This is a genomic window from Rhodococcus sp. IEGM 1381 (assembly GCF_030056795.1).
GTDB lineage: Bacteria > Actinomycetota > Actinomycetes > Mycobacteriales > Mycobacteriaceae > Rhodococcoides.
Map to the genome: position 1 here is coordinate 12,375 of NZ_JASHKQ010000015.1, position 21,001 is coordinate 33,375.

Below are 21,001 nucleotides of genomic sequence, written 5' to 3' on the forward strand. Positions count from 1 at the left end.
CGATTCACCGATGAACGACGTGCGCCGTACAGGTTCGGCGACACCGGCGGTGTGACGAAGACCCTGTCTCTGTCGAGGCAGGGTCTTCGTCGTGAACCAGGTCAGTACTCCATGGAGGTGCAGACACGAATGTCGCCCTTGATCCGCCTACCCCGAATCATCGAGGCTCCTCATCCTGATCAGTGCTGACGCGCATGAACTCCTCACTCTCGCTGCGGATCACCGTGGCGAGTGCGTCGGGCATCGACAGGAACGGTGAGTGCCCGCTCGGTAGGTGGTGAACCCGGACGGAATGTTTCGCCATCTGCTCCTGGACGGACGGTGCGATGGCACGGTCGTGATCGCAGATCACGTAGGCGGTCGGCATGTGACGCCATGCGGCGTCGGTCAGCTCCACCTCATCTCCGGCGAGTGATTGGTGTGTGAGCCGGGCGGCGCAGGACTCCGCGATGTCCGTGGGCACGTCGTTGTAGAAGGTGGGCAGTGGGGTGCGCGCGTCGACGTATCCCTCCTCTGGATGCAGGTCCCACCAGGTCGGCGGCGGGCCCTCGAACAGGTCGGCCACGCGCTGGCCGACGTCGGCCACGAGCGCGGCCACGTACACGACGCCGACGACGTGCTGCTGCCCGCAGACAGCCCGGGTCGTCGAGAGGCCACTGCCCGAGTGGGCTACGACGACAGTGGGCCTGTCAGAGTTTTCTGCCAATGCGGTTCTGATCGCGTCGACGTCCTCGGCATGGCCGCCCAGCGCACTGGGTTCGGCCCCGCTGGACGGAAGTGCGACCGTGCGAACGACGCCGGGGAGGTGCGGGATCAGGAGGTCCCAGGCCCACGGGCCGTGCCATGCACCGTGCACGAGAAGCAGATCGGGTGCATTTGTCGGGTCCTCGAGGGCCGAAAGCTTTGTCATGGGGCTCCGTTTCAGAGTGCGCGAATCCGTACCGGTGGCAGCCGGTTCGGGGTTCTTCGGATAGTCGCTCTGTGACTTCGTGCTGCTGCTCGAGTGAGTGGGCTCACCAGGGCAGCGGGCCGTTGGCGTCGAGGTAGCACCCTGTTGGGCCGTCGGTGCCGATCTGTGCCATGCGGACGATCAGCTGTGCGCCCTCCTCGACAGACTGCATGCCGGTGTTGTCGTTGAGGTCCGTTTTGATGAAGCCGGGCTCGACGGAGTTGATCCGTATGTCCGGGAACGCCTTGGCGTATTGCACGGTGAGCATGTTGACCACGATCTTGGACGCCGGGTAGACGAAGCCCGGGTAGAAGTGCGTGGGGGACGTGGGGTCGGAGAGGTTGGTCAGCGAGGCGAGGCCGCCGACGACGTTGACCACCACCGGTGCGGCTGAGCGTTGCAGCAAGGGTAGGAAGGCGTGGGTGACGCGGACGACGCCGAAGGCATTCGTCTCGAAGGTGTCTCGCATCGAGTCGGCGGTCACCGACGCGGCGCTGGACTCGCTCTGGGCGTCGGCCCTGCTCGCGATGCCGGCGTTGTTGATCAGGACATCGAGCCCGCCGTCGGCGGTGATGGTCTTGGCTGCCGCCTCGACCGTGGCGTCGTCGGTGACGTCGATGAGTACGAACCGTGCGCCCAGCTCCTCGGCGGTCCGACGCCCGCGTTCGGCGTCGCGGGCACTCACGTAGACGGTGTGGCCCGCGGCGATGAGCTGGCGGGCGGTCTCGTGACCGAGGCCTTTGTTTGCTCCGGTGATCAGTGTTGTCGTCATGTGCCCAGTCTTCGGGGCGGCGGCACGATCAGCCAGGAGGACCTTCTTCCTAGGATTGTGGGGGCCAGGCACAAGCACGGCCGAGCGGTGTTCACTGGGGGGCATGACGGCGACGGAATTCGGACAGACGCTGCGGCGCTGGCGCGACTGTGTCACACCGGAGGCGGCGGGACTGCCCGCCGGTGGTCGCCGGCGGGCGGCCGGTCTGCGGCGCGAGGAGCTGGCCATGCTGGCCGGAATTTCGGCCGATTACCTCACGCGCCTCGAACAGGGACGGGCAGCCAATCCCTCGGGGCAGGTGGTCGAGGCACTGACCAGGGCGCTGCGGCTGTCCGGGGACGAGCGTGCATACCTGTACGGTCTTGCGGAGCTGGTGCCGCCGGGTCCGCAGGTAGTACCCGGGTTCATCACGCCCAGCGTCCAGCGGTTGCTGGATCGACTCGTCGACGCGCCCGTCGCGGTCCATGACGCAGCTATGACATTGCTGTTGGCCAACCCGATGTATGCGGCGCTGATGGGCGACCCGTCCGGCTTGCGCGGGATCGAGCGGAACGACGCATGGCGCTTCTTCATGGGTGCACCGACCCGGGTGCGGCACACCCGGGAGGAACGCAGCGCCTGCGAGAGCGGCATGGTCTCGCAGCTGCGCAGGACCGCGGCCCGCTATCCGGCGGATCAACGACTGCGGCGCCTGATCGCTGACATGCGGACCCACAGTGGGCGGTTCGCTGAGCTGTGGGACGCGGGTGCCGTGGGACGGTTCGAGGCCTGGCACAAGACGATCGAGGTTCCGCAGGTGGGCTTGTTGACGTTGGACTGCGACCTGCTCCGGCTGGAGCACAGCGACCTGTACGTTGTCGTCTACTCGGCCGAGCCAGGCAGCCAGGCCGCCGAGAAGCTCGAGCTGGTATCGGTGCTCGGCACTCAGGATCTGGGGAGTACACCGTCACTCCCCGGTCTGCGGTGAGACCGTTCGCCCTTCCTGTTCGGCATTGTCGGTGCGGGGGAGTGAGCCCAGCGCGATCTGATGGTCGATCAGCATCGACATCTGTGTCTCGACGTCGTTCAGGGCGTCGAGCGACCTCTGCGCGACGCTTATCACGATGGCGCCCGAGACTGCCGCGACAACGGTGTTCGCGAGCGCGGTTGCGGCGGGGTCCGCGATGCCGTGACCGCGTAGTGACGCGCTGATCGTGACTGTCCATTGCCTGAATGCATCGCCGGCCAGATCGGATGCGGACGGGATGTTCGACCGGGACATCGCTGCCGCTGTCACCGGGCACCCTGCCGTGAAACCGCTGCCCGAGACCACAGCTTTCCAGTCACCGATGAAGGCTTCGAGCGCACCAACCGGTGTGGGCGCGTCGCTGCAGAGAGCGATCCGGTTGTCGATGTAGGCGCCGGCCACGCGGGTGGCCTCGTCGACGAGACCCGCCTTGCCGTCGGGGAAGTTGAGGTAGATCGAGCGTCGCGACACTCGCCCGTGGTCGAGGATCTCGGCAACCCCGGTACCGGCCACTCCGTGCCGACGCATCAGGTCGATTGTGCTGTGGACCAATCTGTCGCGCGCGGTCATCGTGCTCCCTTCTCACCTCTTGCCACTATACCAAGTGGTGTACTACCGTCGGCACTGTTACACCGATCGGTGTAAATTGCCATCGACCGTGAGGCGTGAGTATGACCGTTCCATCGCTGAAGCAGCCCGTCGAAACCGATCGCGTGAAAGCTCTGGTGGAGCTCGCCTGCACTCCGGGAGCCGAGTCGTACCTTCCTGTGGAGGACATCGATGTCGAGTCCTGGAACAGGATCGGTGACCCCTTGTGTGAGGCCCTGATCGGGACGATGCGGGCTCGCAAACTGATGGGCGGGGACATCTACGCAAACGCGCGCGCACTCGAGCGGCAGGGCTTGTCGGAAGCCGTGAACTTCTTCGCCGATGCGGAGGCCGTCCCGAGCTGGCTCGACGTGGACGCACTGCGGGTGGGTGCAGGGATCGGTCGCCGCAATCCCATGGGAATGCTGTTCGGAGTGCACGGAGCTCTTCCCATGACGTACCTGGATCCGTCGACCTCGGAGGTGATGGGATCGACCGGTCGACTGGCCGGCGGCGGCGATTTTCGACGGCGGTTCTGGGAGACCGCGACAGGCTTCATCGGTGCGCTCGATGTCGACGGCATGTTGCCGGGCGGCGAGAGCTGGATCCTATGGGTTCGAATTCGCTTCATGCACACCATGATTCGGATGGGAATCGAACGTGGCGGGCAATGGCCGCGGTACGAGACCGGGGTACCGATCAGCCAACTCGCGACTGCAGGAGCCACGTACATCTTCGGTCAGTACCGGGTGAATATCATGGAGTACTTCGGCGGCAAAGTTTCCCGTGAGGAACGTGATGGATTCGCTCTGATGTGGCGGTGGGTGTCCCGCATAGAAGGTGCGAACAACCAATTGCTCGGACGTGACCACGAGGAAGAGTTCGCCATCCAATTGCGCATTCACGAAGCGCTGGCCGGAACGAATGCCAAGACAAAACCTCTCATGCAGGAGTTGGTGAACGGCACAGCGACAATGGCGGTGTTCGGACGGTCGAAGCGGCTCAATCACGCTGTCGCACGCCAACTTCTCTCGCCGTCGATGGTGGCGACGGCCGGGGGCAATGATCCCCGTGACACGTTGGGTCTCGAACCCCGGCCGGTCGCGGAAACGGCTGTACGACTCGGAGCAAGTGTCCTGCGTGGGGCGGGTCTGGCAATGCGGGTCAGACCCGTGCGGCGGCTCGCCGAGCGCGGCGGGCACCGGATGCTGAAGTACTCCCTCGAGCGTGGGTTGGACGGAGTCAAGGCCGACTACCGCGGATCCGTGGTCGCCGGTCGTGCCACCGACGCCTGACGCGACCGGGGCGTGATCTCGCGCGGCCCTCGGCCGTGGTGTCCACGCTCTGAACGACACCATCACTTCGATCGATGCACGACGACGAGCGAGAAGAGACCCCTGTGACCGAGAGCAACAACACCGACACGTGGCAGAAGACGGCTTGCATTCTCTGCGAGTGCAACTGCGGTATCGAGGTGAAGGTTCAGGATCGGCAACTCGTCAAGATCAGGGGCGACAAGGAGCATCCAGGTTCGCAGGGTTACAGCTGCGAGAAGCCGCTGAGACTGGATCACTACCAGAACGGCCCTCACCGCATCGACACCCCGCTTCGCCGGCGTCCGGACGGGACCTACGAGGAGATCGACTGGACCACCGCGCTCGACGAGATCGCCGAGCGATTGCGTGCAGTTCGCGCAACTCACGGAGGCGAGCGCATCTTCTTCTACGGCGGCGGCGGCCAGGGGAACCACCTCGGCGGCGCGTACGGCCGCTCCCTGTTCCACGCTGTCGGCGCCAAGTACACCTCGAATGCGCTGGCGCAGGAGAAGACCAGCGAAGGCTTCGTCGACGGCGAGCTCTACGGCAGTCACACCTCGGGTGACTTCGACAATGCCGAGGTAGCGGTGTTCGTCGGCAAGAATCCGTGGCAGTCGCACGGCCTGGCCCGGGCACGTCCCACGCTCAAGGAACTCGCTCGCGACCCGGATCGGTCGATCATCGTCATCGACCCACGCAGAAGCGAGACCGCGGACCTGGCAGATCACCATCTTCAGGTGAAGCCGGGAACGGACGCCTGGTGCCTCGCCGCACTCGATGCGACGCTGGTGCAGGAAGATCTGATAGCCCACGAATGGCTCTCCGAGCACACCGTGGGGGTGGAGGACGTCCTGGCACTGCTGCGCGGTGTCGACATCACGGACTACTCACGGCGATGTGGTGTGCCCGAGGCGAGCATCCGTGCCGCGGCTCGGCGCATCGGGCGGGCAAAGAGCGTCGCGACCTACGAAGACCTCGGGATCCAGCAGTCACCCAATGCCACCGTCTGCGCCTACTTGCAGAAGTTGATGTGGGTGCTCACCGGCAGTTTCGCCAAACCCGGCGGAATGAACATGCACTCATGGGTATTCCCGATCGCGGGTATCTGGTTTCCCGTTCCCCGTGAGAAGAAGCCGGCACTGGACGCGGCACGACGCACAGTCGGTCGGCAGGCGATGCGCCGCGGAGCCGGCATGATGCGGTGGGTCTCGAGTCGGGTGGTCGGTCGTCGTGTTCCCGGCGTTGTGTTCGAGCATGTGGCGCTGCTGTCTTTGTCGTACTTCTTCGCTTCCTCATCGGTGGCCGTCGCGACACCCCTCGCCGATACACTCGGCAACCCCGCGCAGACGGGCTTCACACCCGTCACGGGTGCCCGCATCATCTCTGGGTTGATTCCCGCGAACTCGATAGCGGACGAGATACTGAACGATCATCCGGATCGTTTGCGCGCCATCTGGATCGACTCGTCGAACCCGCTGCACTCACTCGCCGACAGTGCTCGCTTCCGGCGCGCGATACGCAGTCTGGAGCTCAGTGTCGTGGTGGATGTCGCGCTCACCGAGACCGCGAGGGAGGCCGACTATGTTCTCCCTGCGTCCAGTCAGTTCGAGAAGTACGAAGCCTCACTGTTCACCCTGCACTTTCCGCACAACACCTTTCAGTTACGAAATCCACTGATGCCGCCGATGCCGGGAACTCGATCCGAGCCGGACATCTATGCCGAACTCATCGACCGGCTCGGAAGTGTGGACGACGATGTCCTGGTGGCCTTGCGCGCCGCAGCGGACGTGGGTCGGTCGGCGTTCACCCTCACGCTGTTCGCGACACTGGAACAGAAGCCGCAGCTGGCAGGACTTCTGCCGTACATCCTCTACCGAACCCTCGGCCCCACACTCGGGGAGGGCAAGGAGTCCACTGCGCTGATCTGGGGTCTGGCGCACCTCGCGTGCATTGCCAATCCTGATGCCGCACGGCGAGCGGGGTTCACACGGAGCGGAGCCGCTCAGGGAGATCAACTCTTCGACGCCATCATTGCCAATCCCCAGGGTGTGACGTTCACCGACGACCGATACGAGGATGCGTGGCGCTATATCCGTCATGCAGACGGCAAGATCCACGCGTCGATTCCCGAGCTGCTCGACGAGATCAGGCTGCTCGACTCAGAAGATCCCTGCTATACCAGCGCTGACTACCCCTTCATCCTGTCCGCCGGCGAACGGCGGGCCTTCACCGCCAACGTCATCATTCGCGATCCCGGGTGGCGACGACGCGACAAACAGGGTTCGCTGCGTATGTGTCCCTCGGACGCAACGTCGTTGAACGTGACCACGGGCGATACCGTGCGCCTGGTCACAGAGACGGGTAGCGCATCAACGGTGGTGGAGGTGACAGATGTGATGCAGCCAGGTCACGTCTCCCTGCCGAACGGGATGGGAGTCTCCTACCCCACGAACGATGGGGTCGACACTGTGGTCGGCGTGCCCCTCAACACGCTGACGTCGGTCACCCGCCGCGACAAGTTCTTCGGCAATCCATGGCACAAGAATGTGCCGGTTCGTATCGAGCGGATCGACGCGGGAGACTGACGCGAACGCAGATCGGACAGCGCTGTAGGTTCGGTGAACTCCATCGACATCGCAGGGACGGCCGACTGTGGACACCCGAAACGCCACCCGTGTCCGTGCCGAACACCTGGGGCCGGAACGCCGTCGTCCTGCGGTTCTCGACTCTGCGCTCGCCATAGCCGTGGAACGCGGCGTGGGAGCGGTGACGATGGTTGCCGTGGCGGCACGAGCATGCGTCACCAGGCCGGTGACTTATTCGTGATTTCCTGACAGGGTGGCGTCGATCGAGGCTCTCGTGCATCGAGAGGAGGCGTACATCATCGGGGGAGTGATCGACGCGCTGCCCGAGCGCTCGATTCGGCCTGACCGCGCGGTGTTCGTCGACGGCTTTCGTCGACTTCTCGCGATCGTGTTGGCACGGCCGGATTCGTGGCGGCTGGAGTTCGACGCGCATCCGAATCCGGCGGTTGCGGCCATGTTCGGCCGAGGCCGTCAGGTGGCAATCGAGCGGTGCACCAAGCTCCTGCGGCCGACGCTGCACGCGCGGAATACCGCGGACGCCGACCGCAAGCTCCCGGTTCTGGCAGACCTGTGGGTGTCGTCGAGCGAGAGCGCTGTCCGGATGCTCTTGTCGCCGGCCGCAGCGAACGCCTCCACTCGTCTCGCCACGGTGCCCGCGTCACCGATCCACGACGTCGAATACGCGAATTCGTCGGGTACTGCGGCGATCGCCTGCTCCTGTCGACCGCTGAGAAAGAGTTCCTGGATCCGCTCCGCGTCGTCGCCGTACCCGTAAGCCGTCGCCACGTCGTGGTAGAAATTTTGCTTCCGGGAACCCATACCGCCGATGTAGAAGGCGAGGTGGGCCTTGACCTGAGGTAGGTACGCGTCCGCATCCGGACCGATGGCCAGGGGCGGGGAGACCGTGATCTTCAGATCCCACAGGGACGCATCGCGTTTCGCTGACCCTGCCGCCAGAGATTTGCCCCAGACCGTTTGGTAACGGGACGGATCGAACATCGTCGGCATCCACCCGTCGGCGACTTCCGCTGTCATCTCGACGTTGCGACGCCCCAACGCGGCGACCACGACGGGGATCGAGGCTCGGTCCGGTGTGTGGACCAATTTCAAGGCCTTGCCGACACCGGTGCCTTGCTCCGCCGACAGCGGAATGTGGTAATGCCGACCGTCGTGGACGAGTCGCTCCCGCCGCCACACTTTCCGGCAGATGTCGATGAGTTCGCGGGTTCGTGCCACTGGTGCATCGAAGGGGACGCCGTGGAAGCCCTCGATGACCTGAGGGCCCGAGGCACCCACCCCGAGAACGAATCTGCCGCGAGACAGATTGTCCAGACCGGCCGCCGTCATGGCTGTCAAAGTTGGTGTTCGAGTGTAGATCTGGAGTATTCCCGTGGCCAACCTGAGAGTCGAAGTCCGAGCTGCCAGGAATCCGAGCGCGCTGACCGCGTCGTAACTGTAGCCCTCTGCCAGATGAACGATGTCGAGCCCGACCCCTTCCATCGCCACGACTTCGTCCACACGATCGCGTACGTCGGTACCGAAGTTGATCATGATGCCCAATTGCATGGTGTCTTTCCCTCGAGCGCTCGAATGGGTGCCCGCGCGAGCGGGCTTCCTGAATCGCCGGCCTCAGGGTCGGCAAGAAAGAAACACCGGTGAAGGAAAAAACTACAGCGCTGTAGTAACTGACAGTCAACGTTGCGGGAGTGTCGGAGTCCGTCGTCACGCTGGGTTGCTCGTACCCAAGGACGAAGTGCTATAGTCCAGATGTCCTACATTTGGAGGTATAGGGATGTCTGAGTTGAGTCCGTTGGAACGTCGATCAACGCTGTCCGAGCGAGCAGCCGATCGGATGCGCGCTCTCATTGCATCGGGTCAGTGGCCCGTGGGTGGCCGGATCCCGTCGGAGCACGAATTGGTCGATCACTTCGACGTAAGCAGAAATACCGTGCGAGAGGCGGTCCGCGCGCTGGTGCACACCGGACTGCTGGAGGCGCGAGTCGGCGACGGCACGTATGTCATGTCGTCCAGTGAGCTCCGGGGTGCGCTGATGAGGCGTTCGGCAACATCGCCTGCGGAAGACGTCCTGGCATTGAGGTTCTTGTTGGAGGAGTACGCGGCCGGCGAGGCGGCTCGATACGCGATGCCCGAGGACGTGCGGAGGTTGGAGGAGCTGCTCGACGCCGTGTCGCGATCACGGGCGATATCTGTCGAGGAGTATGCGGAACGAGACCTCGAATTTCACCGAGAAGTGATCGCCCTCGGTCGCAACTCGTTGTTGGTGGAGATCTACGACCACCTCGAGGCCGCTCTCATGGACGTGGTGACACCTTTGATGATCATCGAGTCGTCGGACGCCGAACACGAGCGCCTCCACCGAGAATTGGTCGGGGCGATCGCGGCGCGGGACGAGGTGCAGGCGAGACACGCCTCGTCTCTCCTGGTGGCGCTGACACGTCGCCTGCACAAGAACCACACCAGCAAGGAGGAACACTGATGACCCGTGTATCGAGTGGGCAGACCGAGACGAGGAAACCCCTCGCGAACTCGACTGTGGTGCCCCTTGTATTTCTGATCGGTGCCGCACTCGTCGCCGCAAATCTTCGAGCGTCGCTGACGGGCGTGGGCTCGGTGCTGCCGTTCATTCAGGCCGACACGGGTCTGAGCACTACGGCGGCAGGGATACTGGGCACGCTTCCTCTGCTGGCTTTCGCTGCTACGTCTCCGCTCGTACGCGGTGCATCACGCAAGGTCGGGTCCTACCGCTTGCTCGTCGGGGCGTTGATGGCATTGTCTGTCGGAATCGTCCTGCGTTCGCTGCCGGGCGTTGCATGGCTGTTCGCCGGAACTGTCGTGCTGGCCATCGGAATCGCGATCGGCAACGTCCTGTTGCCCGCCGTGATACGGCGATCGGTACCGGCTGATCGAATCGGCCGAGTGACCGGCTTCTACGTCACCGTGATGGGCATCGTCGCAGCCCTGGCGTCGGGTATTGCAGTGCCGTTCAGCAACCTGTTGCCCGGCGGCTGGCGGTCGTCGCTGAGCGTGTGGTGTGTCCTCGGCGTCATCGCCCTGGTCTACGTGATGTTCACGCGCTTCGGAGCGGAGTCTGTAGGAAAGATCGACACACCGTCGGTGGGGCGGGTGTCCGTGTGGTCGTCGAAGTTGGCGTGGCAGGTCAGCATTTTCATGGGACTGCAGTCGGTGGCTTTCTATGCATTGATTCAGTGGCTACCGAGCATCGTCGCCGAGGTCGGCGTGTCGTCGCAGAGTGCTGGATGGCAACTGACGGTGTTTCAGGTGACGGGGCTTGTCACCAGCACGGCCGTACCGCTGCTCACTCGCGGGAGGCTCGATCTGTCGGCTGTCGCAACGGTGTCCTCACTGGTGTGCGCCGCAGGCTTGGCGGTGATGGTCATCTTCCCATCGATGTCGTGGTTGAGCGTGGTCTTGATCGGACTGGGCGGTGGATCATGCCTGGTCCTGGCTCTGTCCTTCCAGGGCCTGCGCGCACCCGACTCGGATTCGGCAGCGTCTTTGGCAGGTATGGCCCAAACTGTGGGGTACCTCCTTGCCGCCTGCGGTCCCGTCGCGCTGGGTGCGTTGCGAGACGCCACCGGGTCGTGGCACACGCCCCTCATCGTGATGACAGTGTTGGCAGTCTTGCAGGCGGTCTTCGGAGCCGGAGCCGGTCGTGATCGACAGGTTGTTCCCGCTTCCGACAATTCTCGGACGGATGTCGTGGTGCCTGGATGAGGAGAAGAAGTTCGGACCGGGTCGGCCGGTTCGCTGTGATCGAGTGCTTCCGGGGCATCGACGCATGAGTGTGGGCGAGACGTCCGACGCCGTTCGACTCGACCTGGACGTCGTCGACGCAATCCTGGGTGTGTGTGAGACGCCCGCGGATGCGCTCGTGCCCACACTCTCGACGAGTCTCGGATCGATCGTCCCGCATTCGGCATTGTTCGTGGTCGGTTTCGACGGTCACGAGCCGGCGCCCGAACCACCCCCTGCCTATGCGTATCGGCGTCGGCTCACTCTTACCGAGTCGACGTCGATACGGGAGAGGGCGACCGCGGGCGGAAGCGTGCGGTTCACGGCGTCGGTGGGGGGTGCGCCTCAGCCCGTACTGGTGGTGGCGGACGAAGGTGGAGCACTGCTGATCATGACCGATCCGGGAAGTGACGAGTTGGAGGCGGTCCTCCCACGGTTGTGGCATGTGGTGGTCCAGCGAGTGATCCGGCACGCTGAGGAAGCTTCGCCGGATTTCCTCCGGCGGTCTCGGTCTGCTGCCGGCATGCGTGCCACAGCAGTGTGCGAGCTGGCCGATCAGTACATGACCACGTTGCAGTCGCTGTTGGGTGTTCTGCGGTCGGTCGATACCAGTGATCGTGCCGCCCGTCGGGCTGCGATCGCTCTCGCGACCGAGGCGGCGAGTCAGGTGCGGACGGTATCCGAGCGAATCCTCACGTCTGCGGAAGAACCGGTGGCAACGGCGTTCGAGCGTCTGAGAACAGACCTCCACCCCGTGCTCGATCAGCATGACGTCGACGTTCAATTCGTTGTTCCCCCACTCGACGGTCGCGCACTTCCGAGCGAGATAGCCCACGGTGCGAGGGCTGTGGTGAGGTGCGCGCTCACCGTGCTGGTCGATCGATCCGCTGTTCGCAAAGTAAGAGTGCAGTGGGACTGTGACGGACGTAATCTGCTGATAGACATCAGGGACGATGGCAACGGGGACCTGTCGTCCGGCAGCGTCGAACTTCGCTCCCTACAACTGAGGGTCGCGGCGATGCGCGGGCAACTCGACGTGTCCGCGGTCAGTGGGTGGGGGTCCACCATCTCGGTCGTGTTGCCGCTGGATCCCCCCGGGGTCGACGACCACATCGGAGACGTCGCCGGTCTCAGTGACCGAGAACGCGAGGTGCTCGACCGGATCGTCGCAGGTGGACGGAGTAGGTCCGTTGCCGCGGAGCTGGGAATCAGTGAGAACACCGTCAAGTTTCACCTCTCCAGAATTTATCGAAAAATGGGAATTCATTCTCGCTCCGAGCTTGCTGCCTTGATGCGAGGTCGAGCTGATGTTTCATGCCCGCCCTGACGCAAGGATTGGAAGTGGATACTGTGTACACCATGAAGAGCTCAATGTCCCACGCGGCAGCTGACGGTAAACCTCGGGTGGGGGACCGAGCCGGAGCGAACGACGGTCGCCGTACTCTTCGCAGGTCACGGTGCATCACCGAGCGGGGTCGGATCCGATGACCACGATTGCGGTAGTTACCGGTGGCGCGGGAGACATCGGCCGGGGGGTCGTCGACGCGCTGGTGAAACAGGGATCCAAGGTCGCGGTTCTCGACCTGGAAATCAACGCGCGGGCAACCGTGTCGCTCCCGTGTGACGTGACCGACGAAGCTGCAGTGACCGCTGCAGTCTCCCGCATCCAGGATGAGCTCGGCGAGCCGACTCGGTTGGTGTGCAGCGCGGGTCTGGTCAGACGGAGCTCGGTCGTCGACATGAGCCTGGCAGAGTGGAGCTCAGTCATGGATGTATCTCTGACGAGCGCCTTTCTGGCCACGCGTGCGTTACTGCCCGGGATGCGGAGCCGGGGCGACGGAGCAATCGTCATGTTGTCGAGCGGTTTGGCGCGAAAAGGCTATTCCTTCGGCGCACATTATGCGGCGGCGAAGTCGGCGATCGAGGCCTTGGCCAGGTCGGTGGCCCTCGAGCACGCCGCGAACGGAATCCGGTGCAATGCCGTGGCCCCGGGTCCGATTCGTACGGCAATGACGGACGCGAACGTGAATTTCGACGAACGATCGGCGATTTCCGCTATTCCCATGGGTCGCCTCGGGGATGTCGGCGAGGTGGTCGACCCGATCATGTTTCTCCTCGGGGCCGAATCGCGGTACATCACCGGTCAGGTACTCCAGGTCAACGGCGGCATGTTCATGGGTTGACAGCCCGGTCGATCCGAGTTAAACGTTGACGTACTGGTGGCGGTGGTGTCTACTGAATACACATTGCGGTGATGGCCACGACTCCAGCGATCGGAGCGCCACCTCGCGACCGCCGAGACTTCGAGTGACGCGGACGTGATCAGTACCGAGAATGTGGTGCCGATGGCGACGTCGGCCTGCGGCCGCCCTTCTGATGTGCAACATTCCCAATCGTTCAAAGCCGAGAGGACAACTCCCCAGCATGACTGACACCCAGGTTGCCGATCCGATCTCCACCTTCGTCACATCGCAGGACTTCAAGATGCTGATCGGGGGACAGCTCGTCGACAGTGAGAGTGGTGCCACCCAGCAGGTGCTCGATCCGTCCACCGGCGACAAGCTGACAGATATCCCGCGCGGGACAACGGCGGATGTGGAGGCAGCTACTCGCGCCGCGCAGAAAGCGCAGCCGGCATGGGCGGATCTCGGGGTGGCGGGCCGCGCCCGTTGTTTCGCCACGTTCGCCGATCTGATCAGCCGTAATCGCGAGCGGCTGGCCATGCTGGACGCCATCGATTGTGGCAACCCAGTCACAGCGATGCGCACCGATATCGATCTCTGCAGCGCGTACCTGGACGGGTGGCCGGCTCTCGCGAAGTCGCTCACCGGTGATGTCTATCCTGCGAGTCCGGGAAATCTGCACTACACGGCCCACCGTCCATTCGGCGTCGTCGGCCGCATCACGGCGTTCAACCACCCGGTCATGTTCGCCATCACCCGTCCGCTGCCCTCGTTGATCACGGGCAACACCCTGGTGATGAAGCCCTCCGACGAGACCTCTCTGTCGACGCTTGCGCTGGCCGAGCTGTTCAACGAGGCATTCCCACCCGGTGTGGTCAATATCGTCACGGGCGATGCGGCGACAGGCGACGCGATCGTGACTCATCCGGACATCAAGCGACTGGCGTTCACAGGTTCCGTCGGCACGGGTCTTCTGATTCAGCGTCGCGCAGCCGAGTCCGGCAATGTCAAGCATCTCTCGCTCGAGCTCGGCGGCAAGAACGCGATGATCGTGTTCCCGGATGTCGATCTGGACCTCGCGGTCGAGGGGGCTATCTACGGCATGAATCTCGATGTGTGCCAGGGTCAGTCGTGCGGATCGAACTCGCGCATTCTCGTGCACGCGAAGATTCACGATGAGTTCGTCCACCGTATGGCCGCCCGCCTTGCCCAGTACCGGGTCGGTATCGCGTACGACGAGAACACCGACGTGGGTCCGGTGGTGAGCCAGGCTCACTGGAACCGGGTCAACGGTTACGTCGAGTCCGGCGTCGCGGAGGGTGCGACTCTCGTCCGCGGTGGAGATCGACCGGATGGAGTGCCTTCGGGCGGCAACTTCATCAATCCCGCGCTGTTCGCGGACGTGACCCCCGCCATGCGAATCGGTCGGGAGGAGATCTTCGGCCCGGTCGTGTCGGTCTTCAAGTGGAGCGACTACGACACGATGATGAGCGAGGCCAACGGACTCGACCTCGGATTGACGGCCAGTGTGTGGACCAACGACCTGTCGATCGCCCACAAGACTGCCGATGCACTCGACGCCGGGTACGTGTGGATCAACGACTCGACCCGCCACTACTTCGGGACACCCTTCGGCGGTACCAAGAACAGCGCTCTCGGCCGCGAGGAATCCAAGGACGAACTTCTGACCTACCTGGAACAGAAGGTTGTCCACACTCGCTTGGGTGAGGCCAAGACCTCGCTCGATCGTCTGCTGGGCTGATCGGGTTCTTCCGCGGGAGAGTGTGGCAGATGGGTGAACTGGGAGGAGAGGTTCGGTGACGGAAGTGCTTCCTCTGGCGATCATCGGTAGCGGTATCGCAGGGCTGACCCTGGCCGGGGCGTTGACCGCTCGCGGGAGGCCGGTCAAGGTGTACGAACAGGCGGATCGACTCGCTCGTGTCGGTGCCGGAATCCAGCAGAGCCCCAACGCCATCAAGGTGCTCAGCGAGCTCGGTGTGGGGCCTCGCCTTGCCAGTGCGGCCTTCGCGCCGGCCGAGTTCGTTCACCGGACCTTCGACACAGGCGAGATCACGAACAGGATTCCGCTGGGCGCAACCGCCGAGGCAGCGTACGGCGCGCCCTATCTCCTGCTCCATCGTGCCGCGCTCTACAACGCTTTGCTATCCACTGTCCCACCTGACACCGTGCATTGGGGCAGCAAGCTGGTCGATTGTGTCGAGCGGGGAGACCGGGTCGAGTTGCGCTTCGCGGACGGGCGCAGCGAGTTCGTCGGCGCGGTGGTCGGCGCAGACGGCATCAACTCGGTCGTCCGCCATGTTCTCTTGGGGCCACAGGCGTTGCGCTTCTCCGGGCGAGTCGGGTACCGGGCGACGTTCTCGGCCTCTGCGCTCGGGGGACACGATGTGGAGGACAACGTCAAGTGGTGGTCAGCCGATCGCCACATGATCGTCTATCACCTCAACGCTGCGCGTGATGAGGTGTACGCCATGGGCGTCGTTCCAGAACCGGACTTCGATGTCGAGTCCTGGTCTGCCAAAGGTGATCTCGGAACACTGAGAACTGCATTCGAGGGGTTTCATCCCGTGGTTCAGCGGGTCATCGACGGCTTGCCGGAGGTTCACAAGTGGGCACTGGCCGATCGTGACCCGCTCGTGCGATGGAGCGAGGGCAATGTGGTGTTGATGGGAGATGCAGCGCACCCGATGATGCCGCACATGGGTCAGGGTGCCGCGATGGCGATCGAGGACGCCGCGGTCCTCGCTCGGTGCATCGACACCGTTGCGCCCGGCGATTGGTCTCCCGCCTTCAGGCTCTTCGAAGCGACGCGGAAGCACCGTACTTCGCAGATGCAAGTGGTGTCTGCGGGCAACACCTTCGCGCGAACGGGCAGGGACCTCGTGGACTGGGTCTACGGATACGACGCGTGGAACGTCCCGCTGGGGGACCCGTCAGAATCTACCGAAACACGCTGATGCACAGCGCGTGTGCGGTCCGATCACCAGCGCGATGTCGCGATCAGTGGTGTGACGCCCGAACCAAGATCTGTTCGGCCGCCACCGGCGGTATCTCCGAAGCATGGGAGATGAGCTGCTCGTACTCGGGACAGCTGTCGAGGGAGTCGTGGGTGCACGCCAGTGCTTGACGGAAGTGGGCCTCGACCTGCTGCATCTGCTCGATTCTGCGTCTGAGATCTTCTACGTGGTGTGCGACGGTCTCCTGCCAGGATTCGCCCCGAGGAGAACCGTCCAGGAGTTCTCCGATCACCTCGAGCGACATCAGTCCCGAGCGCTGCCAGAACATGATGATCGCGATCCGTCGTATCTCGCGCGGGCCGTACCACCGCTTGCCGGCGTGCATGTCGGCCGGCGAAATCAACCCGCGGCGCTCGTAGTAGCGCAGCGCGGACGATTTCAGTCCGAAGCGACGTACCACCTCATCGATCGGTACAAGCTCGGTGCTGGTAGCTCGTGACGAAATCACCTCGGGCATGTCGCTCCTGTTAAGAGAAGTTTTCGGGTGTGACACCCATATTAATACTGTATACACCACTTGCGTTGAACCTTGGTTCAAGTAGCAGACTCGAACTCGCCTTGTGGTTCGCATCACACCGATAACCCTGTGCCGCCATCCCGAGGTCCCGGGCGGAAATCACTCCGTCAGGTAGAGCATCACCCGCCGCATCTTGTAGGAGCTGAGCAATGACCACAGTTTCAGAGCAACCCCGCAGCACCACTCGCACGCTGCTGTCCAACGGCGAAGCGCTCGAGGACATCGTCGACCCCCACGCGGGCTTGATCTCGCGGCGGATCTATACCGACGCCGAAATTTTCGAGATGGAAAAGGAAAAGATTTTCGGCAAGGCTTGGTTCTTCGTCGGACACGAGTCGGAAATTCCCGAGCCGGGCGATGTCATCACTCGGCTGGTGGGTATGGATCCCGCACTTTTCTTGCGGGACGACGAGGGTGAGATTCGAGTCTTCCTGAACTCGTGCCGTCATCGCGGCATGAGGGTGTGTCGGACGGACCGAGAGAACACGTCGTTTCTCCGTTGCTCGTACCACGGTTGGGCGTACAAGAACAACGGCGACCTCCTGTCGGCCCAGGGTGAGGAGTACTACGGGGAGGGTGAGCTTCAGAAGGACAAGTACGGCCTGATTCCGGTGGCCCAGCTCGGCAGCTACCACGGGCTGATCTTCGCCACGTGGGACGCAGAAGCACCGCCCCTGGATGAATTTCTCGGGGATATGAAGTACTACCTGGACATCATCATCAATCGCACGGGCGGCGTGAAGGTCGTTGGTACGCCACAGATCTGGGAGGCCGAGACAGGCTGGAAGTTCTCCGCCGACAACTTCACCGACAACTTTCACGTCTACTACGCACACCACAGCCTGGTGGACCTCGGCATGTTGCCCAACGACCCGAACTTCGGAGGCCACGGTGAGATGATCGTGGCCGAGGAAGGTCACATCCTGCACATCACGGGAGGTGCGCCGACCGACGATTACAAGTACATGGGACTGCCGCAGCACTTGCGGGACAAGTTCGCCGACAACCTGACGCCCGAGCAGGTCGAGATGAGCAAGGACCTCGCGTACAGCGCGGGCACCGTCTTCCCGAACTTCCACTGGCTCCAGCTCATGAGCAGCGGGACGATGGGCCAGAAGGAATTTCCTTTCCTCAACCTCCGAATGGAGGTCCCCATCAGCCCTACCCGGTCACGGATGTTCTCGTGGTTCCTGATCGACAACGATGCCGACCCGGCGGACGCGAAGGATTCGTACGAGACGTACGTGCGCACCTTCGGCCCTGCGGGCATCTACGACCAAGACGACATGGAGAACTGGGAGGACTGCACAAAAATGTCGCTTGGTCCTGCAGCGAGGCAGCACACGATGCATCACAGGATGGGAATCAATCGGCCCGTCGACGAAAGTTGGAAGGGTCCCGGCGAGGCCTACGACGTGGCCTACGGCGAGTACACCCAGCGGAGCTGGTACGCCGCGTGGCTGACCTTCATGACCCAGGGATGGGCCGGCCGCAAGAAGCTGGGGGAGGGAAAATGAGCTTGAAGGACATCTTGACCAGGGATGCAGAGCTCCCCGCTGTGTTGCCGAATACCGAACTTTACGGCGAACTTCTGGAGTTCTACCACAACGAGGCGGAGCTGCTCGACCAGTACGGCTACATGACCTGGGTCGAGCTCTTCACCAAGGACACCGAGTACAGAATGCCGGTGCGCACCACGCAGTTTCTGACAGACGGTGACGGTTTCCACGACTTCGACTTCTTCACCGACGACTGGCAGACCTTGTACACCCGTGCCAGGCGACTGGAGACCGAGTTCGCCTGGGCCGAAACCCCGCCGTCGAGGACGCGTCACTTCGTGAGCAACCTTCGCCTGGGTTCGGATCCCGAGAACGGCGAAGTGGCGGCTCGATCGAACTTCTTCATCACCCGCACCCGCCAGGATCGGGATTACCAGATGTTCACCGGATCGCGTCACGACCGGCTCGTCCGAGAGGGCGATTCGTTCAAGATCAAGCGACGGACCATCTTGGTCGACCAGACGGTGATCACCGGTACCAACCTCAGCATCTTCTTCTGATAGGTCATCGCCGTGGAATCTGAAACGTTCGTTCCAGTCGTGTCGGTTGCGGAGCTCCGAGAGGGTTTCCTCACAACACATGTCGTCGAGGGGCGCCCGTTGATCGTCGCGACCACGGCAGAGGGGCTCCACGTGTACGACGCGACGTGCCCCCACGCCGACTTCCAGTTCAGCGCTGCGCGGCTACGCCGCGGCTGTGAAATCGAGTGCCAGATGCACGGCGCGCGATTCAAGGCCGACGCCGGCGGCGAGGTGATAAAGGGTCCCGCCAAGGAGCCGCTGTGGACATTGGAGTCCCGGGTAGTCGACGGTTCGCTCGAAGTCCTTCTCGACTGGTGAGCATCGCGTGCTGCTCACTTGATTCATTCGAACGTTCTACACAAGCAGGAGGAAACAATGGCAGGATGGCTCAACGGTGAGGTTGCGATCGTCACCGGTGGTGGTTCGGGTATCGGTCGTGCAGTGGTCGATCGCTACGTCGCCGAAGGTGCGAAAGTTGTGGTGTCGGACATCGACGACGCTGTTCTTCAGGCGGTCAAGGCGGACCACGGTGATGCCGTGAGCACGATGGTCGCCGACGCCTGCTCGATGGGGGACAACCAGCGGTTGGTTGCGCATGCAGTGGACACTTTCGGAAAGCTGGATATCTTCCTTGCCAACGCCGGCATGGGTGACAGGTTCATCGAGTTGATCGACATTCCGGAGGACCGGCTGACCGACGCCTACAGGCAAGTGTTCGACGTGAACGTCCTGGGGCCCATCCTCGGCGCGAAGGCGGCGATGAAGGAATTGGTGCGCACCAACGGGACATTCCTCATCACGCTGTCCAATTCGTCGTTCTACCCCGACGGCGGCGGTGTCATGTACATCTCGAGCAAGCACGCGGCGCTCGGCATCATCCGTCAGCTGGCCCACGAATGGGCACCGGCAGTGCGGGTCAACGCCGTGGCCCCGGGTGGCACCAAGACCAATATCCGGATCCCGGAAGCGTTCGGGACCGACGAGAACGGAAAGCCGATTCGCGCGCATACCCACCCGTCGAATGCGGACGCCGAGGTGGAGCGCGCAACGCCGATGAATCTCCACGCGGATCCTTCGGACCACGCCGGTGCGTTCGTCCTGGTTGCTGCCCGCGCCGAGAACAAGGCCATGACCGGCACCGTCGTACAAAGCGACGGTGGTCTCGGTATCCGAGGCCTTCGGCGCGTCCGCGGCGGCGACGACCTGCACGAACGCTTCTTCGGCGCACAGGATTGAAGCCGATGCGAGTCCTGTTGACCGGTGACCGGGGGATCCTGGGTACGGTCGTGAGAACCGAGTTGGAACTCCGAGGGCATCAGGTCACCGGATACGACATTGCCTCGGGTGATGACATCCGCGATGCGGCGGCTGTGAGGGCCGCCGCATCCGGCCACGACGCCATCGTGCACTTGGCGGGACTTCCAGGTGATCGGGACGATCCCGACCAGGTGATGAGCATCAATCTCGTCGGTACCTGGAACGTCCTTCTCGCTGCAGAGTCGGCCGGCGTCGAACGCGTGGTGTACTGCTCGTCGGGCAAGGCGCTGGGCTTGCTGGAACGCGATCCCGACTACCTCCCGGTCGATGATGCGCACAGGGGGCTGCCGTCCAAGCCCTACGCATTGTCGAAGTGGCTGGCCGAGGAGATGTGCGAAGCCTTCACTCGGGAGAGTGGCATCTCAACCATCTGTCTGCGTCCGGTCTTCGTCGCCGACGCCGGTGCATGGGCGTCGCTGGTGCAGGCCACCGAGTTGCCCCCGGCGCCGGGCCGTGCATGGCACCTGGCCACGTTCGTGGACGTCCGTGACGTCGCGACGGCATTCGCCGCCGCGCTCGAGTGTCCTGATCCGGGCCATGTCAGGCTCCTGCTCAGCTCCGGAGAGATCGGGGCGGATCGCCCGACGGTCGAACTCGTGGCGGAACATGTGCCCGAGGTTCCGTGGACGCGTGGGGAACCGTCTCCGGCCTCACGCGAATCGCTGATAGATGCGAGTGCCGCCAGGACCGTCCTGGGGTGGGTCCCGCAGTACGGGTGGGCCGATCGCGGCGGCCAGCAAATCCGCGAAAACGGGTAGGGCGCTCGGAAATCTCGACATTGTTGCACCAGGCGTAAATGAATACAGTGTACATAAGGGTTCGACTGGCCTGTTGGGTATCTCGGCCATCGCGGTCCCCGTCAATCTGGTCACTCGAGCG

20 protein-coding genes are annotated in these 21,001 nt (G+C 63.4%); 15 read left to right on the forward strand and 5 right to left on the reverse strand.

The genetic code is table 11. The features are described from left to right. Positions 1 to 157 precede the first annotated feature (157 nt). A complete protein-coding gene (locus QM797_RS21905; protein WP_283277769.1) occupies positions 158 to 910 on the reverse strand; it encodes an alpha/beta fold hydrolase in 753 nt (250 codons plus the stop codon). Between the two features lie 103 nt (positions 911 to 1,013). Beyond that, positions 1,014 to 1,721, reverse strand: coding sequence for an SDR family NAD(P)-dependent oxidoreductase (locus QM797_RS21910; protein WP_283277770.1), 708 nt, complete (start codon positions 1,719 to 1,721; stop codon positions 1,014 to 1,016). A 103-nt stretch (positions 1,722 to 1,824) separates the two neighbouring features. Between QM797_RS21910 and QM797_RS21915 the strand changes: the two genes are divergently transcribed. After that, on the forward strand, positions 1,825 to 2,688 hold the full coding sequence (locus QM797_RS21915) for a helix-turn-helix transcriptional regulator (RefSeq protein WP_283277771.1): 864 nt from the start codon (positions 1,825 to 1,827) through the stop codon (positions 2,686 to 2,688). Here QM797_RS21915 and QM797_RS21920 read toward each other — a convergent pair. Then, positions 2,668 to 3,297, reverse strand: coding sequence for a TetR/AcrR family transcriptional regulator (locus tag QM797_RS21920; protein ID WP_283277772.1), 630 nt, complete (start codon positions 3,295 to 3,297; stop codon positions 2,668 to 2,670). The two genes, QM797_RS21915 and QM797_RS21920, sit on opposite strands and share 21 nt — an antisense overlap. A 101-nt stretch (positions 3,298 to 3,398) precedes the next feature. Between QM797_RS21920 and QM797_RS21925 the strand changes: the two genes are divergently transcribed. From QM797_RS21925 to QM797_RS21935, 3 genes are all read left to right on the forward strand, one after another. Further along, on the forward strand, positions 3,399 to 4,610 hold the full coding sequence (locus QM797_RS21925) for an oxygenase MpaB family protein (RefSeq protein ID WP_283277773.1): 1,212 nt from the start codon (positions 3,399 to 3,401) through the stop codon (positions 4,608 to 4,610). A gap of 74 nt (positions 4,611 to 4,684) precedes the next feature. Beyond that, complete coding sequence (locus QM797_RS21930) at positions 4,685 to 7,216, forward strand: molybdopterin-dependent oxidoreductase (RefSeq protein WP_502942377.1); 2,532 nt, start codon at positions 4,685 to 4,687, stop codon at positions 7,214 to 7,216. A 67-nt stretch (positions 7,217 to 7,283) separates the two neighbouring features. Beyond that, positions 7,284 to 7,457, forward strand: coding sequence for a hypothetical protein (locus QM797_RS21935; RefSeq protein ID WP_283277775.1), 174 nt, complete (start codon positions 7,284 to 7,286; stop codon positions 7,455 to 7,457). 230 nt (positions 7,458 to 7,687) lie between these two features. On the opposite strand, the gene QM797_RS21940 is transcribed toward QM797_RS21935, so the two are convergent. Beyond that, positions 7,688 to 8,782, reverse strand: coding sequence for an LLM class F420-dependent oxidoreductase (locus QM797_RS21940; protein WP_283277776.1), 1,095 nt, complete (start codon positions 8,780 to 8,782; stop codon positions 7,688 to 7,690). Between the two features lie 226 nt (positions 8,783 to 9,008). Between QM797_RS21940 and QM797_RS21945 the strand changes: the two genes are divergently transcribed. The 6 genes from QM797_RS21945 to QM797_RS21970 all read left to right on the forward strand — a co-directional run bounded on the left by QM797_RS21945 (position 9,009) and on the right by QM797_RS21970 (position 16,148). Beyond that, the gene (locus QM797_RS21945) at positions 9,009 to 9,713 is read left to right on the forward strand and encodes a FadR/GntR family transcriptional regulator (RefSeq protein ID WP_283277777.1); all 705 of its coding nucleotides are present in this window, start codon (positions 9,009 to 9,011) and stop codon (positions 9,711 to 9,713) included. After that, the gene (locus tag QM797_RS21950) at positions 9,713 to 10,972 is read left to right on the forward strand and encodes a CynX/NimT family MFS transporter (RefSeq protein WP_283277778.1); all 1,260 of its coding nucleotides are present in this window, start codon (positions 9,713 to 9,715) and stop codon (positions 10,970 to 10,972) included. Before QM797_RS21945 ends, QM797_RS21950 begins: the two co-directional genes overlap by 1 nt. Next, complete coding sequence (locus QM797_RS21955; protein WP_283277779.1) at positions 10,911 to 12,317, forward strand: helix-turn-helix transcriptional regulator; 1,407 nt, start codon at positions 10,911 to 10,913, stop codon at positions 12,315 to 12,317. Before QM797_RS21950 ends, QM797_RS21955 begins: the two co-directional genes overlap by 62 nt. 157 nt (positions 12,318 to 12,474) lie before the next feature. Beyond that, entirely contained in the window at positions 12,475 to 13,173 is a 699-nt protein-coding gene (locus QM797_RS21960; RefSeq protein ID WP_283277780.1) for an SDR family NAD(P)-dependent oxidoreductase, read from the forward strand. Between the two features lie 241 nt (positions 13,174 to 13,414). Beyond that, a complete protein-coding gene (locus QM797_RS21965; RefSeq protein WP_283277781.1) occupies positions 13,415 to 14,935 on the forward strand; it encodes an aldehyde dehydrogenase family protein in 1,521 nt (506 codons plus the stop codon). A 55-nt stretch (positions 14,936 to 14,990) separates the two neighbouring features. Then, entirely contained in the window at positions 14,991 to 16,148 is a 1,158-nt protein-coding gene (locus QM797_RS21970; RefSeq protein ID WP_283277782.1) for an FAD-dependent monooxygenase, read from the forward strand. 43 nt (positions 16,149 to 16,191) lie between these two features. On the opposite strand, the gene QM797_RS21975 is transcribed toward QM797_RS21970, so the two are convergent. After that, a complete protein-coding gene (locus QM797_RS21975; RefSeq protein WP_283277783.1) occupies positions 16,192 to 16,665 on the reverse strand; it encodes a MerR family transcriptional regulator in 474 nt (157 codons plus the stop codon). 209 nt (positions 16,666 to 16,874) lie between these two features. Here QM797_RS21975 and QM797_RS21980 point away from each other — a divergent pair, with 209 nt between their 5' ends. The 5 genes from QM797_RS21980 to QM797_RS22000 are packed head-to-tail and all read left to right on the forward strand — an operon-like array spanning position 16,875 to position 20,880. Continuing rightward, positions 16,875 to 18,242, forward strand: a complete 1,368-nt coding sequence (locus QM797_RS21980; protein ID WP_283277784.1) for an aromatic ring-hydroxylating oxygenase subunit alpha — start codon at positions 16,875 to 16,877, stop codon at positions 18,240 to 18,242. Beyond that, positions 18,239 to 18,784: an aromatic-ring-hydroxylating dioxygenase subunit beta gene (locus QM797_RS21985; protein ID WP_283277785.1), complete on the forward strand. Its 546-nt coding sequence runs from the start codon at positions 18,239 to 18,241 to the stop codon at positions 18,782 to 18,784. The genes QM797_RS21980 and QM797_RS21985 overlap by 4 nt, the downstream gene beginning before the upstream one ends. Before the next feature lie 12 nt (positions 18,785 to 18,796). After that, positions 18,797 to 19,123, forward strand: coding sequence for a Rieske (2Fe-2S) protein (locus QM797_RS21990; RefSeq protein ID WP_283277786.1), 327 nt, complete (start codon positions 18,797 to 18,799; stop codon positions 19,121 to 19,123). Between the two features lie 57 nt (positions 19,124 to 19,180). Next, positions 19,181 to 20,041 (forward strand): SDR family NAD(P)-dependent oxidoreductase, encoded by an 861-nt coding sequence (locus tag QM797_RS21995; protein ID WP_283277787.1) that lies wholly within the window; start codon positions 19,181 to 19,183, stop codon positions 20,039 to 20,041. 5 nt (positions 20,042 to 20,046) lie between these two features. After that, complete coding sequence (locus tag QM797_RS22000; protein WP_283277788.1) at positions 20,047 to 20,880, forward strand: NAD-dependent epimerase/dehydratase family protein; 834 nt, start codon at positions 20,047 to 20,049, stop codon at positions 20,878 to 20,880. The last annotated feature ends 121 nt before the right edge of the window (positions 20,881 to 21,001 follow it).

Bases quoted from the DNA above. Each gene is read 5' to 3' on its own strand.
- QM797_RS21960 (WP_283277780.1), top strand. From the start codon at position 12,475: ATGACCACGATTGCGGTAGTTACCGGTGGCGCGGGAGACATCGGCCGG.
- QM797_RS21950 (WP_283277778.1), top strand. From the start codon at position 9,713: ATGACCCGTGTATCGAGTGGGCAGACCGAGACGAGGAAACCCCTCGCG.
- QM797_RS21985 (WP_283277785.1), top strand. From the start codon at position 18,239: ATGAGCTTGAAGGACATCTTGACCAGGGATGCAGAGCTCCCCGCTGTG.
- QM797_RS21905 (WP_283277769.1), bottom strand. From the start codon at position 910: ATGACAAAGCTTTCGGCCCTCGAGGACCCGACAAATGCACCCGATCTG.
- QM797_RS21940 (WP_283277776.1), bottom strand. From the start codon at position 8,782: ATGCAATTGGGCATCATGATCAACTTCGGTACCGACGTACGCGATCGT.
- QM797_RS21965 (WP_283277781.1), top strand. From the start codon at position 13,415: ATGACTGACACCCAGGTTGCCGATCCGATCTCCACCTTCGTCACATCG.
- QM797_RS21945 (WP_283277777.1), top strand. From the start codon at position 9,009: ATGTCTGAGTTGAGTCCGTTGGAACGTCGATCAACGCTGTCCGAGCGA.
- QM797_RS21910 (WP_283277770.1), bottom strand. From the start codon at position 1,721: ATGACGACAACACTGATCACCGGAGCAAACAAAGGCCTCGGTCACGAG.
- QM797_RS21995 (WP_283277787.1), top strand. From the start codon at position 19,181: ATGGCAGGATGGCTCAACGGTGAGGTTGCGATCGTCACCGGTGGTGGT.
- QM797_RS21930 (WP_502942377.1), top strand. From the start codon at position 4,685: ATGCACGACGACGAGCGAGAAGAGACCCCTGTGACCGAGAGCAACAAC.
- QM797_RS21915 (WP_283277771.1), top strand. From the start codon at position 1,825: ATGACGGCGACGGAATTCGGACAGACGCTGCGGCGCTGGCGCGACTGT.
- QM797_RS21925 (WP_283277773.1), top strand. From the start codon at position 3,399: ATGACCGTTCCATCGCTGAAGCAGCCCGTCGAAACCGATCGCGTGAAA.
- QM797_RS21980 (WP_283277784.1), top strand. From the start codon at position 16,875: ATGACCACAGTTTCAGAGCAACCCCGCAGCACCACTCGCACGCTGCTG.
- QM797_RS21920 (WP_283277772.1), bottom strand. From the start codon at position 3,297: ATGACCGCGCGCGACAGATTGGTCCACAGCACAATCGACCTGATGCGT.
- QM797_RS22000 (WP_283277788.1), top strand. From the start codon at position 20,047: ATGCGAGTCCTGTTGACCGGTGACCGGGGGATCCTGGGTACGGTCGTG.
- QM797_RS21975 (WP_283277783.1), bottom strand. From the start codon at position 16,665: ATGCCCGAGGTGATTTCGTCACGAGCTACCAGCACCGAGCTTGTACCG.